At 49.2% G+C, this 16,023-nt stretch carries 13 protein-coding genes; 4 read left to right on the top strand and 9 right to left on the bottom strand.

Annotated elements, in window-relative coordinates:
- Positions 1-145 precede the first annotated feature (145 nt).
- The 3 genes from thiS to P4D80_RS18755 all read right to left on the bottom strand — a co-directional run bounded on the left by thiS (position 146) and on the right by P4D80_RS18755 (position 2,999).
- On the bottom strand, positions 146-358 hold the full coding sequence (gene thiS / locus P4D80_RS18765; RefSeq protein WP_421655528.1) for a sulfur carrier protein ThiS: 213 nt from the start codon (positions 356-358) through the stop codon (positions 146-148).
- 180 nt (positions 359-538) lie between these two features.
- Positions 539-1,585 carry a thiamine phosphate synthase gene (locus P4D80_RS18760; RefSeq protein WP_421655527.1) on the bottom strand — a complete coding sequence of 349 codons (1,047 nt, stop codon included), beginning with the start codon at positions 1,583-1,585 and terminating at the stop codon, positions 539-541.
- Between the two features lie 445 nt (positions 1,586-2,030).
- Positions 2,031-2,999 carry a ribonuclease Z gene (locus tag P4D80_RS18755; RefSeq protein WP_421655526.1) on the bottom strand — a complete coding sequence of 323 codons (969 nt, stop codon included), beginning with the start codon at positions 2,997-2,999 and terminating at the stop codon, positions 2,031-2,033.
- Positions 3,000-3,734: 735 nt separating this feature from the next.
- Between P4D80_RS18755 and P4D80_RS18750 the strand changes: the two genes are divergently transcribed.
- Entirely contained in the window at positions 3,735-4,871 is a 1,137-nt protein-coding gene (locus P4D80_RS18750; RefSeq protein ID WP_421655525.1) for a SpoIID/LytB domain-containing protein, read from the top strand.
- A gap of 59 nt (positions 4,872-4,930) precedes the next feature.
- Complete coding sequence (locus tag P4D80_RS18745; protein ID WP_421655524.1) at positions 4,931-5,206, top strand: hypothetical protein; 276 nt, start codon at positions 4,931-4,933, stop codon at positions 5,204-5,206.
- A gap of 7 nt (positions 5,207-5,213) precedes the next feature.
- Here the strand turns inward: P4D80_RS18745 and P4D80_RS18740 are convergent, their stop codons facing one another.
- The 6 genes from P4D80_RS18740 to grpE all read right to left on the bottom strand — a co-directional run bounded on the left by P4D80_RS18740 (position 5,214) and on the right by grpE (position 11,806).
- A complete protein-coding gene (locus P4D80_RS18740; RefSeq protein ID WP_421655523.1) occupies positions 5,214-5,642 on the bottom strand; it encodes a hypothetical protein in 429 nt (142 codons plus the stop codon).
- A 557-nt stretch (positions 5,643-6,199) separates the two neighbouring features.
- Positions 6,200-7,387: a small ribosomal subunit biogenesis GTPase RsgA gene (rsgA, locus tag P4D80_RS18735; RefSeq protein WP_421655522.1), complete on the bottom strand. Its 1,188-nt coding sequence runs from the start codon at positions 7,385-7,387 to the stop codon at positions 6,200-6,202.
- Between the two features lie 3 nt (positions 7,388-7,390).
- Positions 7,391-7,660 carry a sulfurtransferase TusA family protein gene (locus tag P4D80_RS18730; protein ID WP_421655521.1) on the bottom strand — a complete coding sequence of 90 codons (270 nt, stop codon included), beginning with the start codon at positions 7,658-7,660 and terminating at the stop codon, positions 7,391-7,393.
- The gene (dnaJ, locus tag P4D80_RS18725) at positions 7,657-8,784 is read right to left on the bottom strand and encodes a molecular chaperone DnaJ (protein WP_421655520.1); all 1,128 of its coding nucleotides are present in this window, start codon (positions 8,782-8,784) and stop codon (positions 7,657-7,659) included. Before dnaJ ends, P4D80_RS18730 begins: the two co-directional genes overlap by 4 nt.
- Positions 8,785-8,902: 118 nt before the next feature.
- Complete coding sequence (gene dnaK / locus P4D80_RS18720) at positions 8,903-10,852, bottom strand: molecular chaperone DnaK (RefSeq protein ID WP_421655519.1); 1,950 nt, start codon at positions 10,850-10,852, stop codon at positions 8,903-8,905.
- 204 nt (positions 10,853-11,056) lie between these two features.
- Complete coding sequence (gene grpE, locus P4D80_RS18715) at positions 11,057-11,806, bottom strand: nucleotide exchange factor GrpE (protein ID WP_421655518.1); 750 nt, start codon at positions 11,804-11,806, stop codon at positions 11,057-11,059.
- Between the two features lie 657 nt (positions 11,807-12,463).
- On the opposite strand from grpE, the gene P4D80_RS18710 reads away from it, so the two are divergent.
- Together P4D80_RS18710 and P4D80_RS18705 are read left to right on the top strand one after the other, a co-directional pair.
- A complete protein-coding gene (locus tag P4D80_RS18710; protein ID WP_421655517.1) occupies positions 12,464-14,461 on the top strand; it encodes a GspE/PulE family protein in 1,998 nt (665 codons plus the stop codon).
- A 195-nt stretch (positions 14,462-14,656) separates the two neighbouring features.
- Positions 14,657-15,775, top strand: coding sequence for a type IV pilus twitching motility protein PilT (locus tag P4D80_RS18705; RefSeq protein ID WP_421655516.1), 1,119 nt, complete (start codon positions 14,657-14,659; stop codon positions 15,773-15,775).
- Positions 15,776-16,023 lie beyond the last annotated feature (248 nt).

The following is a 16,023-nucleotide window of genomic DNA, read 5'->3' as shown; positions in this document are numbered from 1 at the left end:
AGGTATGTTATGCCTACTCTTAGTAAGGGATACAAACTGACGGTGCATCCTTTTTGAGAGGAAAGTTTTTGAGAGGAAAGGATGTATACCCCGTAGGAGGAATGGGAGTGGAAGGAATTGTAGGGGAAACGTGGTTCTCTACTCTTTAACCACCACCAACAATGGTGACAATTTCGAGGCGATCGCCCTCTTTCATCTCCGTTTCTTCCCAAAATTGGCGGTGCAAAATCTCACCGTTATACTCTACAGCAACCAGACGAGGATTCATCCCCAGTTGTTCTAGAAACCTGGGTAAGGTTGTTTTAAGGGAACACGTTTTAGACTCACCATTAACTTGAAGTGTGATTAAGTCAGTCATCGTTATAAATTAATTCAATAATTCAATCTAAAGATTTGGAAACGTTAATGTGAACTCTAAATCAGTAAAAGAACATTAGTATGTGGGCTGTGTTAGTTGAGACATAATGCATCAACCCCCAGAACAGTATAAGTTATGCAGTAATCGCCAGCCCTGCAATAGTTGGTTTCAATCCTATCTTCATGGTTTGCTGACTTCTTTTGATTTTAACCGAGACAAAAAATACTGAGTTACTAGAGCCGGATCTTCCGCATGCATGATGGCGCGGACAACAGCAACGCGATCGCTTCCAGCCTGCATCACCTCCGGCAGATTGTCGAGATCAATACCACCGATCGCAAACCAGGGAATAGTTGCATGTTCAGCCGCATACTTTGCGTATTCCAATCCAGCAGCAGGTCTGCCCTCCTTGGTGGGAGTTTCGTAGATAGGACCAACGCCAATATAATCAGCCCCTTCCTGAATAGCTCGATGTAAGTCATCAGGACAGTGAGTAGATCGCCCAATCAGACGCTGGGAGCCGAGAAGCTGGCGGGCCAGAACGATCGGGATATCCTGCTGGCCCAGATGAACGCCATCGGCATCGACAGCAGAGGCCAAATCAACGCGATCGTTGACAATAAACAGGGCACCGTAGCGACGGCATAGTTGACAGAGTTTATGAGCGTTTTCGAGCCGGACACAATCATCAGCATTTTTATCCCGGTACTGCACCAGAGTCAGCCCACCCTGGAGTGCCGCTTCCACAACAGCCAATAAATTATCGGTGGGAGAGGTCACCAGATACAGTAGGGAACTCTTTAATAATTGCTGACGCTGGTAAACCATCAAAGTACTGTCCAGGGTGTAAACCCGGTAGCGCATCTGCTTGAACGCGGCTCCCATTTGGGGGCTGTAAAGTTTGCCGTATTCTTCCAACACCCGCAATGCCTCCTGCACGCGACACAGGTTGACTTCCAATACCTGCTGCACACTCGAACGCCGCGCTTCCTGAGCATGGGTCAGGTCAGTCCCCAAATCACCGGGAGTATTTCTGGCCGCCCGAATGTCAGCAGAATGCCAGCGAGCCAATTCTTGCCGCAAATTCTTACACTCTTCAGTTAACCGGACATCATCCAGTCCAAATCGGCACCATTCCTCTACAACCCGCAACCCCTCACGGGCACGATCCAGATTCGCATCCAGAATCCGGTAAAGCGCCGATTGAACAAATCGGATCGGGTTCATTGTTTCGCCCATAATATAGTCGCTATAGTTGTTGAAGTGTGCTTGAAGTAAGGGAATAATGAAAACAGTGTCAGGTGGACTTTACAGAAAGTCGCAATGGATTACTTCCAGTTACATTGTATAGATCCCTGTATCACATGACATGCATAGATAACCTTGCTTCGATTATTGAAAATGTTCTGTTGTTTCATAACGCAGCATACAGACGAGGGCTGGTAGAAGCCCTGAATTTAAAGCTGTCAAATGGTAAGTGGAAAGTAGCAGATTATCAGATCCTGAATTAAGGATTAAGAGCAATAGAGTTAGTAGATCAAAACAGGATTAAGAGCAATAGAGTTAGTAGATCAAAACAAAAGTTTTGAAGAGGGTGAAACCCTCTTTTGGGGGCGAAGCCCCACTCCTCATGTTGCAAATCCTCATGTTGCAAAATTTAGCGTTTGCAACACTACTGGCATGAAATTCCTACCCCACTTAGTTCTATTAACTCCCGGCGAGAAATTTCATAAGTCCAAAAATCAGATGCCAGCTCTGTGTTGGGAAAAATGGAGCGGGCTTCTGCCAACAGGTCCTTCACTTCCAGTTCATTTCCAGGTGCGTAGCGAGGGCTGAAGTGTGTCATGATTAACTGCCGTACCTGGGCCGCCAGTGCTACCTGAGCCGCCATCGTCGAAGTTGAATGCAGTCGCTGGTAAGCGAGTTCGGCATCCTGGTGGGCAAATGTTGCTTCATGAATCAGCACATCAACATCCCGTGCAAGTTCTACAGCAGCATCACAATAAATGGTATCCGTACAGTAAGCGAGCTTGCGCCCAACCTGGGTAGGACCGCACAATTCTGCCCCATGAATCTGCCGCCCATCTGGTAACACAATCACTTCACCCCGTTTTAATCGGCCATAAATGGGGCCAGGTGGAATACCTATTGCAGCTGCTCGCTCCGCATCAAAGTGGCCAGGACGATCTTTCTCAGCAACCCGATAGCCAAAAGCAGGCACCCGGTGCTTCAACAAGGCGCAACTGACTGTAAATTCTTCATCTTCAAAAATGACACCGGGACGAACGGTATGAACTTTCACAGGGTAGGAGAAATGGGTTTGGGAGTAACGACGGCAAGCCTTGAGGTAATCTTCTAAGTCGGGAGGACCATAGATATCGATTCGTTGAGCATTGCCTGCCAGCCCACAACTGGCAAGTAAACCCATCAGCCCAAAGATGTGGTCTCCGTGCATGTGAGTAATGAAAATTCGCGTCAACTGGCTGATCTTAAGGTCGCTTCGGAGAATTTGATGTTGAGTTCCTTCTCCGCAGTCAAATAGCCAGAATTCGGCTCTTTGAGGTAAGCGCAAGGCAACACCTGAAACATTTCGTATCCGGGTTGGTACACCAGAGCTGGTTCCTAAAAATGTAATCTGCAAAACTCAGCAACCCAAGCTAGTCATTCTTCTGAAACTATACTGACACAGGCAAGAAGAAACCAGGAAAAGGAAACAGAACCTTAAGAACCTTACTCGCCTCCAATCCAGTAGCGTTTCAGAAATATTGTTTTTATCTGTAGGGACGTTCCACAAATATTCCTATAAATAATCATCACAGACTTAGAACAAATCTTTCAATTCCCTATTCCCCAATTCCGCCAATTCCTCTTCTGGCTTGCCTTCAATAGACACTGTAACCCTACTGATTGGGCTCTGAACAGGTTTATAGCATTAGTCATTATGGTTAGGACGGGGTGCAGGGGTGGAACCCCTGGCTGGGGGCGAAGCCCCCACTCCCCCTCTAATTCCAATGTCCTAACGCACCCGCGTAGAGCTATAACTTCAAGAAACCTCGCCGCTTTAGAAAACTTAACAAAAGTATCAGTACGCTATATATGTGGTTTGCATCCGATTTCTGTGGGATAGAAGACTGAATCTGGCGTGTTGAGGGATGGATTTGTCAAGTATCTAGTTCCAGTTTGGGAAATTTGACTTATATTAAGCGTCGGTGACAATACAAGCTGGGCTAAACCTTCTCGATTGAAGCGCTGCGAGGCGTCTTTTTTGTTAAGTGCTTGAACCTGTGAGGAGTCTTCAGAGATGCCATTGGAACGCTTCTCCTTCTTATTGCTATCTCAGCCTAAATCACTCACGCAGTCAGGAAGATATGGTTTGTTGCTTGTCTTGACTTGGCTGGCAATACTTGCTGAGTTTTTGGTAGGGATTGCTCCAGCTCACTCCGCTTCGGTAGATTTGCGCGTTGCGATTGAGGATGGCGTTAGTCAGGTAACGGTGGGCAGCTCTACTCAAGCCGTTGTCAAGGATGGGGCGGGACGTCAGGTGGGTGAAATTGCAGCCATGAATGCTTTCGTCGCTCAGCCCAAAAAGGGCCTGATCACGATGGATCGCTGGCAGGCGGGGCAGTTTTGGATCGAGCCAACGGGTAGCGGTTTCGTGTTCATTGGCGATCGCTGGTACCGCGGACGCACCCAGGTAGTTCCCAACGGAAAAGGAATCACAGCGATAAACCATGTAAATCTAGAACACTACCTCTACAGTGTTTTGGGTGGAGAAATGAACGGAAACTGGCCCCAGGAAGCCCTCAAGGCCCAGGCCGTAGCGGCTCGCTCCTACGCGCTCTATCAGCGAGAACGGGCCGGAAATCGAGCATTTGATCTGGGCGATACCCCAGCCTGGCAAGTTTATGGTGGAATTGTAGATGAGTCTGCCGGAACGCAAGCTGCTGTCAATGCAACCGCAGGGCAGGTGCTGACCTTTAATGGTCAAATTATTGAAGCTGTTTTTCACTCTTCAGCAGGAGGTTGCACCGATAATGTGGAAGAAGTATGGGTTCAACCCCTTCCCTATCTCCGCTCAGTGCAAGATTATGATCAGGGCTCGCCTGTGTTTCGGTGGTCAAAGACTTTTTCCCGCAGCGAGCTGAGTAAACTCATCCCCGGTGTCGGAAACGTTTTAGCCCTTCAACCCGAAAAAACAACGAAATGCGGTCGGATTATTTCCGCGCAGGTGATTGGGGATGCGGGCAGGCGAACGATAAAGGGTGAGAGCTTGCGAACGGCTTTAGGGCTAAGAAGCACTCTATTTGAAGTGGTTCCTCAGACGGGCTCGACCTCTGGTAAGGGAAAAGCCCAACTTCCAACTGCGTTTCATATTAATGGTCGTGGATTTGGGCATGGTTTGGGTATGAGCCAGTGGGGTGCTTACGGTCTAGCAGCACGGGGTGCCAATTACCAACAAATTTTGGGGCATTACTACCAGGGCACAACCCTCGCTAAAATTCAGGTTAAGTGAGCAGTGCCATTGTCCAGATGGACTGTTCATTTACAGTTTGAGTCATAAGGTCTTCGAGAGTGGACGTTCAAAGTCGTCTGGAATCCCTAGAGTCGATTGTTCAGCAAATTGGAGAAGCTGTCCTGGCAACCACTGAAACGATTGATCGTCTTTCTGACCGCATGGATGCACTGGTTGATCAGGTTCAACAGCAGGGCTATCAGAACTTTGCCCTCAGTGATGCGGTTCAAACAATTACTGAAGTTCAGCAAGAGTCACTCAAACGACTCGACAAGGTGGCGGATGCTTTAGAACGTCTGGTGCGGGCCATTGAACAACCAGACCCCCCACCCTAATACCTGGTTACCAGCGCCAGTAAGAACGCCCCTTCCAAAATACACCGACAATCATGCTCACGATATGGGTTGGGTCAATGTCAAAGAGTAGCGCAGGCAAGGGAAACAGACGTCTGACCAAAAAAATCAAGAAAATGCACGCCACCAAGCCCCACAGGCTATTGGTGTTCATCGTCGGACAGCCCAATCGTTCCAAAATAATCACGGCGAGTGCTCCTACTCCTACTCCTGCGGCAACAATTAGCAAGACATCCAGGGAAGTCGCCAGCACTTCATCTATAAACCCTTTTAGATCAGGAAACTGCTGAGTTGCCACCAGCAGTACAAATTCCAGAAAAATGATAATCAGTGCCGTCAGGAGAGCTGCTTGAAACAGCGATCGCCACGGCATAAACTTGAGAGGACGCAGGGGATTACTCATCTGGTCAACCACCATAAATTGTCTCGTTTCTATTCTGTCAGTTATCCCAGCTTGCCAGTGAAAGAAGCAAGACTCACCATCAAGCTCCTGAAGGAGTCATTCTGTCTAAAAATTAGAAACCAAAACAGTTGAGAGATGAAATCATCAAGATGGCTTTGCTACTTTCTAAAAATCCACCGAGATTTTGCCAGGAGAAAGATTTTATGAGCGTAGACCAATTCAACTGATTCAAAAGGTTTTCTGGGCCCTGTCTCTCAGTTCTGTTTTTTCTTTCAGTGCTCCTTAGCCTATTTAACACCCGCCCAATCTAGGCATAGGAACCCGTTCCCCTCCCCTCACCCGTCTTATCCTGCGCGATCGCATCGTCACAATCGCCTCCACCGCAAGTGGTCTGGTCTATTCCATCAGCACAGAAACCGGCACCGTATTGAAACAGAACCTCAGCGAGAAGGAACTGATTACCAGGTATCCTGATTTGTACGAAAGTATTCGTCCAGCAATCGCCAAACCTGAAGGGCACAGTTCGACTATTCCATGGGCTGGAATGTGAATCTTGCCTCCTCCATCCTCACCTACTCGTCATCCAGCGGTGCTTCCTCAAGCTCTGCGCTAAATTCCTGGAGCCCCTGTTGTTGGGTGCGACGAGAGGCACGCCGGTACTTCTTTGCCTCCAGCTTTGGTTCGTAATACTGCTGACCGTGGCGTCTGGTTTTCAGCTTCAGGCTTGACTCTTCATCCCCCATCTGATTGAGCCGTTCCCTGCGGGCGATCGCCTCCTCCAAAAAAACTAGATAGTGGTCATAGCGTTCCCAATCTCCCCGCACGGCACAGTTGGGTTCCTCCCGATGCAAGCAGTTACTAAACTGGCAATCTGCTACCGCAAGACGTTGTCGGGCTTCAGGAAAGTAAGACGCCAATGCTTCTGGCGCACAATCAAGTTCAGGTTGGTTAAATCCTGGCGTATCGGCAAGGAGCCCACCAAACGGCAACTCAAACAGTTCCACATGACGGGTGGTATGACGACCTCTAGCAAGCTTGCCCGAAACAGTCCCAACCCGTAAATTTACCTGGGGAATCAACCAGTTAATTAAACTCGACTTACCCACCCCAGAGGGTCCAGAAACAATCGTCATGCGATCGCGGAGCCGGGTTTTCAGATCATTCAGCCCCAAAACTGCTCGAACGCTAATCAACACAGGAACGTAGCCCCATTGCTGCAACCGTTTCTGCCATTGTTCTTGCTGTTCCTGGGGCATTAGGTCACTTTTATTCAGGCACAGGCAAACCTGCAATTTCGTAGACTCGGCTTTGATCAGAAAACGGCTGAGTTGGTAAGGGTCAAGATCCGGTTCCTTGAGGGCGAACACCAGCAGAATTTGATTAGCGTTGGCGACGGGTGGGCGATCCAATTCAGACTGGCGAGGAAACACCTGGGAAATAGCTCCTCGTCCGCCTGCCCAATCAGGTTCTTCGATCTCAACGCGATCTCCCACCATTACCCGCTGTCCGATTTTTTTTAAGCGCGATCGGCGGGTGCAAAGGAGGATAGGGGGTGAGAGAGCAAGAGGGAGAGTGGAAGGAATCTCACGATGGGAGTTATCTGTCCCACTCCATTCCGGTGTTTGTTCGTTTACTCCTGCTACTGACTCTGGTAGCTTATCAAGCTGAACCCGATAGTAATTCGCCTGAATCGCCAGCACAGTTCCGACCAATGTGTTTGTGTCTGAGTTTTTTTGCGGCTCTTGCAACTCAGAACTCATAATTCAATACTCAGCATTCTTCAGCTCAGGTCGCCGCACTTTGACCGCAAAAAAGCCAGCGCAGTCTTCAATCTGCTCAATACTATAGCCTTCCATCGTGAGACTGTCAGGCACCTGCTCAATCGGTTCCCCCGGATCTAACCAAACTTCCAGGAGCGACCCCGGAGACATTTGCTCCAGGCGTAGTTTCGTCCGCACAAAATTGATCGGGCAGGGAGTTCCCCGCAGGTCAAGTTGAGCATCGGGAGTAGTAGAAATATCAGACTGACTCATCCGCCAAAAATCTTACCAAAAATACCTTCGCCACCTTTACCAACGCGATCGCCCCTCAGCTTTGCCAGTTTTTCCAGCAGCTCTCGTTCCTCAGCCGAAACTCGCGTCGGAATTTCGACCTGAATGGTAATTAAATGGTCGCCTCGGCTCACCGGATTGCCCAATCTGGGTACTCCCTTCCCTTCCAGGGTTAACACCTTGCCGGGCTGGGTTCCAGGTGGAATTGTCAACTCCTGCGGTCCATCCACCGTGTTGACATCAACCCGACTCCCCAAAATTGCCTGCAAGTAGCTAATCTTGAGTTCTGACAGAATGTTGATTCCTTCTCGCTGAAACTCAGCGTCTTCGTTCACAAACAGATATACGTAAAGATCGCCTGCAGGGCCGCCCCGCTGCCCCGCATCTCCTTCACCCGACACCCGCAGGCGAGTGCCATTGTCTACCCCTGCCGGGATATTGATCTTCAGCTTCTTCGTTTCCTGTCGTTGGCCATTGCCCCCGCAAGCCTCACACTTTTCTTCAATCACCTGTCCGCTGCCATTGCAGGTTGGGCACACCGAAACCTGAGTAAAACTCCCAAAGGGAGTGCGGGTAGCACGGCGCACCTGACCCGATCCGCTACAGGTTGAACAGGTACGAGGACGGGTTCCTGGTTTTGCTCCCGACCCGCCACAGGTGACACAGGTTTCTAGATGGTTGATCCGAATTTCCCGCTCACCGCCAAATACGGCTTCCCGGAACTCTAGCTTCAAATCCAGACGAAGATCATCGCCCCGCACAGGGCCACTGCGCCTGCGGGCAGTTTGACCCGATACTCCACCAAATCCGCTGAAGAAGCTCTCGAAGATATCGGCGAAACCGCCCATATCACCGAAATCTTGAAACCCGCCTGCTCCAGCGCCCGAGCTGACGCCCGCTTCCCCAAACCGATCATAGCGAGCACGAGTTTCCGGCTCTGAAAGAATTTCATAGGCGCGGTTAATCTCTTTAAAGCGCTCTTCAGCCCCGTCTTCCTTGTTGACGTCAGGGTGATATTTGCGAGCTAGACGCCGATACGCCCGCTTAATTTCCTCTTTGTCTGCATCACGGGAAACGCCAAGGATGTCATAGTAATCACGAGCCATAGACTGCTGGTTCAGAGGGTAAAGGGATTTTTAAGCACTAGGGTCATTCTAAACGTTGGGGCCTGGGCTGGGACAATGAACCCTCACCTCACCCACTACCTACCACCCTATACCTTAACTAATCTACAGCCTCATAATCCGCTGTGACCGTCGCATCATTCTCAAAGTTATCATCATCTTCTAAGTCGGAGGGGCCAGCCGGTCTATCAAATCGCACCGTTGCATTTTCGTCCAGGTCTTCATCATCCTGACTCTGGTTAGCTCGTTGATATACAGATGCGCCAATGTCAAACAGCGTCTGCTGCAATGCATCAAGACGGGCTCGCATTTCTTCGACTGAAACACTGGGATTGGCGATCGCCGCTTTTAGCTCAGCGACTTTCTCGGTAGCCTGAACTTTCAGGTTATCGGGAATAAACTCGATATTATCTCTCAAGGTCGTTTCATAACTGTAAAAAAGGCTATCTGCCTGGTTCTTAAGCTCAACCAGTTTCTTGCGCCGAGCATCATCCTCTGCATAGACTTCGGCCTCCTGACGCATCCGGTCGATTTCTACAGAGCTTAAACCACCCGTATTGGTGATGGAAACACTTTGCTCTCGGCCGGTGCCTTTGTCCCGGGCAGACACCTTCAAAATACCGTTGGCATCAATGTCAAAGGACACTTCAATCTGAGGAACCCCGCGAGGTGCTGGAGGAATTCCATTCAATTGAAACTTACCCAGGCTCTTATTGTCCTTCGCCATTGCCCGTTCGCCCTGGAGGACGTGGATCTCAACCGAGGTCTGTCCATCGGTCGCAGTGGAGAAAACCTGAGTCTTGCTGGTAGGGAGGGTAGTATTGCGCTCAATAATCTTGGTAAATACCTCACCTAGTGTTTCAATTCCCAATGAAAGGGGCGTTACGTCTAGCAGTAGGAGATCCTTAACCTCACCCCCCAGCACACCACCCTGGATGGCTGCTCCCAGAGCAACGGCTTCGTCTGGGTTGACGGAACGGTCTGGGATTTTTCCTTTGAAATAATCGGTGATTGCCTTCTGAACGGCTGGGATCCGGGTTGAACCGCCAACCAGTAAAATGCGATCAATGTTGTCAACGCCCAGGCCTGCATCTTTCAACGCTTGTTCGGTGGGTTCGATTGTGCTTTCAACCAGTTGCTTGACCAATTCTTCAAATTTGGCCCGGGTCAACTCCATCTCCAGATGCTTGGGGCCAGTTTCGTCTGCCGTAATAAAGGGCAAGTTGATGGAGGTGGAAAGGGTGCCAGACAACTCGATCTTGGCCTTCTCCGCGGCTTCTCGCAACCGCTGGAGCGCCATTTTATCAATCGACAGATCAATGCCTTCTTGTTGTTTGAAGTTAGTAATCATCCATTCTACAATACAGGCATCGAAATCATCTCCACCCAGGTGGTTATTGCCAGAAGTTGCCTTGACTTCAAAGACACCGTCCCCCATTTGCAGGATAGAGACATCAAAGGTACCGCCACCCAGGTCAAAGACCAGAATGCATTGATCCTGGTCCTGTTTATCCATGCCATAGGCCAGGGCAGCAGCGGTTGGCTCGTTTATGATTCGCATTACTTCTAAGCCAGCGATGGTGCCTGCGTCTTTAGTTGCCTGTCGCTGGGCATCGCTGAAGTAAGCGGGAACGGTGATAACCGCCTGCCGTACAGGTTCACCCAAATAATTCTCTGCATCCTGCTTGAGTTTTTGCAGGATCATGGCGGAAATTTCCTGGGGGGTGAAGATGTTACCGCGAATTTGCACATTCACCGTATCGTCCTTACCTTTGATGCAGTTGTAAGGAACTCGATAGCGTTCTGTCTCGGTATCGTCCCAACGACGACCAATAAACCGCTTGATGCTGAAGACGGTGTTTTCGGCATTTGTCACTGCTTGCCGCTTGGCGAGTTGCCCCACAAGGCGATCGCCCGCCTTGCCGAAACCAACCATACTTGGCGTAGTTCGCCCGCCCTCCGAACTGGAGATCACAATCGGTTGACCGCCTTCTAAGACAGCAACACAGCTATTTGTCGTACCTAAGTCGATACCGATGACTTTTCCCATAGCTAGTGGCGGTGAGTGTATTGATAATTGATAGATGGGGGTAGTTAAGTTGTGAGCCTGATGAAAACTAATCCAATTTGTTCAACCAATCAAACAACCTAATCCCCAATGTTCCCAAACTTAAGCATGAATCTTACGCATTTGGAAAAAAATTAGACGTAGAAACTGGCAGATTTTGAGAACAAACAAAACTAAAAACAAAAACTAGCTCTCCGAGCCACCCTGATTATTTTCCTCTGAGTCTAGCCCAGGCTCTGGAGCCGCAGCAACTTTTACCAGCGCATGCCGCAAAACGCGATCGCCCAGCATATAACCACGCTGCAATTCCTCCAGTACAGTGCCCTCTGGATGCTCATTAGTTGGCTGACGCATTACGGCTTCGTGAAGGTTGGGGTCAAACTCTTTGCCCTCAGAACGCATCGGAGCGACCCCGATTCGCTTAAGACAGTCAACCAATTGCTTGTAGACGCTTTGATAGCTCTTGTGAATGCTGGTTTCTTGCTCTGTTTGGGGTTTAATTTGCGATCGCGCCCGCTCGAAATTATCAACGACAGGGAGCAGCTCATTAATGGTTGAGCATTTGATTTGTTGCTCCAATTCCTCCCGCTCTCGTTGTGTCCGCTTGCGGTAATTATCAAAGTCCGCAGCAATACGAACACATTGATTAGTCCGCTCTTCTAACTGAAGCTTCAAGTTTTTAATTTCAGCAGTCAATTCGGCGATCGCTGCGCTGTAGTCAAAGTTATCGGCTTGACTCTCGCTGACCTCCGCCACTCCTAACTCGGTGCCCTCCCCAACTGAAGTTTCTTCTTCAACCACTGGGGTTTGAGTATCTGAGAGTCCCTCTCCAGTCATCTCTGCCTCTTCAAGGGCGCTGGCTGCCCCTTGAGAATTTTCTGGGGATTCAACGGTTGAATTTTGCATATTCTCCAATTGGTTCTCTTCGTCAATCATCCTGATCTATTCCCAAACTTTATGACTGCGTTATTACACTACCAAACCTATCCTATACGCTCTCAGAATGAAGCGATCGCAATTGAAATGAGCCCTCTTTAATTACACCCGTTTCTAACATCTCTAGACATTCCCAGGTTACCTCAACTCAAAAAGGGTTACCTGCACCTGATTTAAGGACAGCTAGAACTTCCCCGATTTCCCAAAAGGTTCAGAGGCAACAATTTGTATCTCAAATACCTGACGTTTCCACCATACCGGGCTATTATCTTGAGGAAGTTCGGTATCCAACCTAAACTGCATTCGAGAGAGCCGCAACCTGTTGCCATTTTTTCCCTGCAGCAGGCTTAGCAATGAAAATCACTCTCGAACATACAATTTCAGATTCGGATACTGTGTCACGTCCGTGCATCTACCGTCCAGAGCTATGATGTTACCCCGTTTCTCCTTCATAGACACGCCTGTTGGCTACTCGTCCAAAGCGGGACGGTTTTTGGAAGGCAAAAATGGGCCAAACCCTTTCTTGCTCCGCCCGACACCAGTAACCATCTGGTTGATTAATGGTTTGGCGCTAGGGAAAGTGGCTTTTTCTAGCAGGCGTTCTTTCCGGAAGTTTTGGGAATATTCTAGTAAAATGGCATTCTCTATCCACCTGCTATGACTAACTCCTCATCGTCGCGCCGCGCTCTTGTTGTCCAAAACAATTTCTCCCCATTTGGAAACAAGCTGATTCAATCTGGCTATGTCAACAATGAGCAGATGCAGCAGGCTCTTGTTGAAAGCCGCAAGACCGGCCGCTCCCTGACAGACGTGCTGGAGTCTATCACTAGACAGCAACTCCCCCCTGACTTGCTTCGCCAGTACAAGAGGCAGCAACTCTTTGAACTCAAGATTCTTTATGGGGTCGAGTCACTGGATCCGGAGATTAGTCAGATTTCCACCAATCAAGTTAGTGAACTGATTGATTCGTTAATCTCTATCGATCTCTGCCGTCGCTATCGCCTAGTTCCTCTTTCCAAGAATGAAGAGACTCGCAGCGTTCTGGTAGCCATGGTGGATCCAGATAACCTGGGTGCCCAGGATGACTTGAATCGAATTCTACGTCCCCAGGGGCTGACCTTGCAGCGCCTGGTAATTACCGCTGAAGACTACCAGCGACTGATTAACCGCTATCTGGATGAGCAGGTTGAGCGTCAGAAAGCTTATGAGGAGCAAAAGAAGGTTGATGTTCAGGCAGATCTCGAAGAACTGGGCTATCTGGATTTGCAGGATGCCCCGGAAGAAGCCGATGCCAATCTGGACATCGCAGATGCCGAAGCTGCCCCAGTTATCGCTTTAGTTAACAAAATTATGATTAAAGCGTTGCAGGAGGGGGTTTCCGATATTCACATCGAACCGCAAGAAGAGTTTTTAAGAGTTCGTTTTCGGAAAGATGGAGTTTTGCGAGAAGCGTTTCCTGAACCTTTTCCCAAGAAAATCATTCCCGCGGTTACTGCTCGCTTCAAGATTATTGCCCAACTGGACATTGCAGAGCGAAGGATGCCTCAGGATGGCCGCATTCGCCGTATTTATGAAAATCGCAAGATTGATTTCCGGGTCAGTACGCTTCCCAGCCGCTACGGTGAAAAAGTGGTACTACGGATTCTGGATAACTCTGCGACCCAACTCGGCCTGGATAAACTAATTACGGATCCCCAATCGCTCCAGATCGTTCAGGAGATGGTAAGGCGTCCCTTTGGTTTGATTCTGGTTACAGGTCCAACGGGTTCGGGTAAAACAACGACACTCTATTCGGCTCTGGCTGAGAGAAACGAACCAGGAGTTAACATCAGTACAGCCGAAGATCCAATTGAATACACCCTGCCAGGTCTCACCCAGGTTCAGGTTATCCGGGAAAAAGGAATGGACTTTGCGGCTATCCTGAGAGCCTTTTTGCGTCAGGATCCGGACGTGATTCTGGTAGGTGAAACGCGGGACCGAGAAACGGCAAAAACAGCAATTGAAGCGGCCTTAACCGGACACCTGGTATTGACCACCCTGCATACAAACGATGCGGCAGGTGCGATCGCTCGTCTGGAAGAAATGGGGGTTGAACCCTTCATGATTTCTGGGGCATTGATTGGCGTTGTCGCTCAGCGTCTGGTTCGGAGAGTCTGTGACGAGTGCCGCATTCCTTACATTCCTTCCAGGGAAGAGCTGGCACGCTTTGGTCTATCCTCCTCACGAGATAATGAAATCACTCTCTATCGAGCAAATACCTTGCACCCCAATGAAATTAATGAAGCCAGAGCCAGAAATCAACTCTGCCCCAAGTGTAATGGAGTTGGCTACAAAGGACGCTGCGGAGTCTACGAAATCATGCGGGTTACAGAACGACTGCAAACGATGATCAACCAGGGAGCTCCCACCGAAAGCATTAAGGAAGTTGCCGTAGAAGAGGGAATGCAAACCCTACTGGCTTACAGTCTCAACCTGGTTCGTAACGGATACACCACGTTAGAGGAGGTGGAGCGGGTAACCTTTACAGATACAGGCTTAGAGGCAGAACTGCGAGCAAAACGTAAAACTTCTCTAACTTGCAAAACCTGTAGTGCTGAACTTAAGCAGGAATGGTTAGATTGCCCATACTGTATGACTCCGCGCTTCCATGACTAGGCGGTGCTAAAAAACTACCAGGAAATGAAGCGGCAATCGTCCCCCCTGAAAACATACCAACCTGCATGGGTAAACTAAGACTCTGAAAGACCCAGGCAATGCCAGACATCTGTATTTGGCATGTTACATCTGTATTTGGCATGTTAAGTGTAAGCAGCAAACATCTGAAACCTAGTCACCAAAGGAGCAAGTCTCATGGAGTTAATGATTGAAGACCTGATGGAGCAATTAATTGAGATGGGTGGCTCCGACTTGCACTTAACAGCGGGTCTCCCCCCTTACTTCCGGATCAGTGGCCACTTACAGCCGATTGGCGACCAGGCTCTGACCGCAGAAGAATGCCAGCGACTCATCTTTAGCATGTTGAACAACACCCAGCGCAAAAACCTGGAACAGAACTGGGAACTGGACTGCTCCTATGGCGTTAGAGGCTTGGCACGTTTCCGAGTCAACGTTTACAAAGACCGGGGTACCTACGCCGCCTGTTTAAGAGCTCTCAGTTCAAAAATTCCCAGCTTCGACAAACTCGGTCTGCCAGACGTGGTTCGGGAGATGTCAGAAAAGCCCAGAGGATTGATTCTGGTGACTGGACCAACCGGATCAGGTAAAACTACCACTCTGGCTGCCATGATTGACCTGATTAACCGAACTCGAGCGGAGCACATTCTGACTATTGAAGATCCCATCGAATTTGTCTATGAGCCTATTAAGAGCTTGATCCACCAGCGCCAACTGGGTGAAGATACCAAGAGTTTTGCAAACGCTCTGAGAGCCGCGCTCAGGGAAGACCCCGATATTATCCTTGTTGGTGAAATGCGAGACCTGGAGACGATCTCCCTAGCAATCTCGGCAGCAGAGACGGGTCACTTAGTCTTTGCGACGTTGCACACAAGTTCAGCAGCCCAGACCGTTGACCGGATGATTGACGTATTTCCGGCTGAGCGGCAAACCCAGGTAAGAGTACAGCTTTCCAACTCACTGGTCGCAGTTTTCAGCCAGACGTTAGTGCCTAAAAAGAATCCAAAACCCGGTGAGTATGGTCGGGTTATGGCCCAGGAAATCATGATTGTGACCCCCGCTATCTCCAACCTGATTCGAGAAGGAAAGACTGCTCAGATTTACTCCGCCATTCAAACGGGAGGTAAATTGGGGATGCAGACTCTAGAAAAGGTTCTGGCTGATCAATACAAAGCTGGGCTAATTACCTTTGAATCGGCAATGTCTAAGACCTCTCGACCAGATGAACTCCAGCGTTTGATTGGAGGGTCTTCACCCATGGGTACTGCCCAGCCTGGTGTGGCTGCCCGCCATTAAGCAAATGGCTCAAATTTGACATCTATTCCTGATTAACACCTCTCCTGATTAGCACCTCAGGAATGAGAAGCTGAGTCACTTTCTACTTTTGCTATCTGGCTCCCCCCTGTCGCATCAGTTACAACTCGTTACACTTTTCTTGAACACGAAATCGTTGGGCATGATAGAAGAGTCATAAGTTTTGTATTGATCATAGGGAGCAACCCTGAGACTGTTTCCCGCTCCCTTTTGTTCCAGAGTTTCCAGGT

The sequence above is a fragment of the Leptothermofonsia sp. ETS-13 genome (assembly GCF_049200465.1).
In the GTDB taxonomy this organism is placed as follows: domain Bacteria; phylum Cyanobacteriota; class Cyanobacteriia; order Leptolyngbyales; family Leptolyngbyaceae; genus Leptothermofonsia.
The sequence above is the reverse complement of the archived record's forward strand: the minus strand, read 5'-3'. Positions and strand labels throughout refer to the sequence as shown.